The sequence below is a fragment of the Microseira wollei NIES-4236 genome, assembly GCF_020521235.1.
GTDB classification, from domain to species: domain Bacteria; phylum Cyanobacteriota; class Cyanobacteriia; order Cyanobacteriales; family Aerosakkonemataceae; genus Microseira; species Microseira wollei.
Genome location: NZ_BLAY01000414.1, coordinates 1 through 1,783, shown reverse-complemented (window position 1 = coordinate 1,783; position 1,783 = coordinate 1). Strand labels below are relative to the sequence as shown.

Annotated in this window: 1 protein-coding gene; it reads left to right on the top strand. The window is 43.5% G+C overall.

The features are described 5' to 3' along the window. Positions 1-167: 167 nt before the first annotated feature. The coding region (locus MiSe_RS48875) for a hypothetical protein (RefSeq protein ID WP_226594747.1) at positions 168-1,783 on the top strand (1,616 nt) is incomplete at its 3' end.

Genomic DNA, 1,783 nt, shown 5'->3' with positions numbered 1-1,783 from the left:
ACACCTAAAAATTTCGGGAGATTGGTAGCCCCGTCAATTCATTGCGGGGCGGAAAATCGACACGAGCAGATTTATCTGCCGTCAATATTAAGCTTAATTAATGTTGATTGTTGGATTTACAAGCTCATGTAAAATTAAAAAATAGATTGATTGGGGGATGATAGTAGTTGGCTAGAAGTAAGACATCAACATTCGTAACAGAACTGCCATTAATTGTAGATAGCTTGCAAGAGAAGAAATTATTATCTCGGTTTCAAGCAGCACGGCAACTATACAATTCCTGCCTCAACTCAGCAATGGCAAGAATGAACCTGGTACGCAACTGTGAAACTTACCAATTAGCCAAACAAATAGATCGCCAGTTGAAAAAAGCCAGAAGCGACGCCTTCAACGCCGCAAGGAGAGAGTACAGATACTCCGATTACGACATTCAAGCCTATGCCACAATTGTTAGCAATCGCTCCAAATGGATGGATCAACTAATTGACTCTAACACCCAACAAACTTTAGCCACCAGAGCTTTTAGGGCCAGCGAAAAAGTCTTGTTTAACAGAGCCAAGAATGTCCGTTATAAAGTACCGACTAGATTTAGAAGCATTGAAGGCAAAACTAACAAGCAAGGCGTCAGGTGGAAAGATAGCCAGTTGGTTTGGGGTAAATTAAAACTGTTGCCAATAATCGACAAGGATAACCCTGTAATTCAACACGGTTTAAATTCCCCAGTCAAATACGTTCGCCTGTTGTGGCACGCCAGATGCTCCACTTGGGGGAACCCCAAGACCGCACTGGCTCGAGAGCTGAACGGTAAGCGACGTTGGTACGTTCAGTTAGTTAACTCAGGATTGCCATATCAGAAAGAAAAAAACTATGTGGCTGATGGAGTCATTGGTTTAGATTTGAATATTTCCAATATTGCCTTCGTTGGAGATAACAAAGCTGGAATACTCCCATTCGCGGATAAAGTACCAACTTACGAACGGGATATTATTGCTTTACAGCGTCAAATGCAACGCTCCCAACGTTGCTCAAATCCAGGAAACTATGAAACTGACTTCACTTCTCGTCTAGGACGCAGGTCAGATGTTAAAAAAGGTAAGTCCAAAAAAGGAAGGCGACAATGGAAAAAGTCTAAAACATATCAAAAGATAGCCAGGAAAAAGAGAGAGTTAGAACGCCGCAAGAGTGCGTATGCCAAGTCTCAAAACCGTAGAATTGTTAACGAGATTTTGAGACATGGTAAACATATCAAAACCGAAAATGTATCGGTGAGGTCGTGGCAGAAAAGATACGGTAAGGCAATTAGTGCTAAATCTCCTGGTTTTGTCCAATCCGAATTGGCACGCAAGGCTGAAAGTGCTGGCGGGTCATTTATGAAGTTTTCTACCCAAAAAACCGCACTGTCGCAAACTCATTTGACAGGTGAACGCATCAAGAAAAAACTTTCGGATCGCGTTCATTTTGACCAAACGGGATTTGCGATGCATCGCGATCTTTTTAGTGCCTATTTGGGTAGATTCGTCAATGAGGAAGGTATCCTTCTATTGCATCTCGCTGTGGAACAGTGGGAGAGGTCGGAGCCTTACTTGCACGAGGCAAGGAAGGATTTTCAAATAAACCGCGAACAATTAGGCGAGTCCGAAAGTAGGCAGTCTCATTCTCCCTTGGAGCGGTTCTCGGCAAAGTCAGGAAGTGTTACCCAGATAGCCACTAAAGGGCGAAAAGTTAACATGAACTCCTGGCCTGATTCTCCGCGTATGCGAGAGCGGAGAGTGGCTCAATGCGG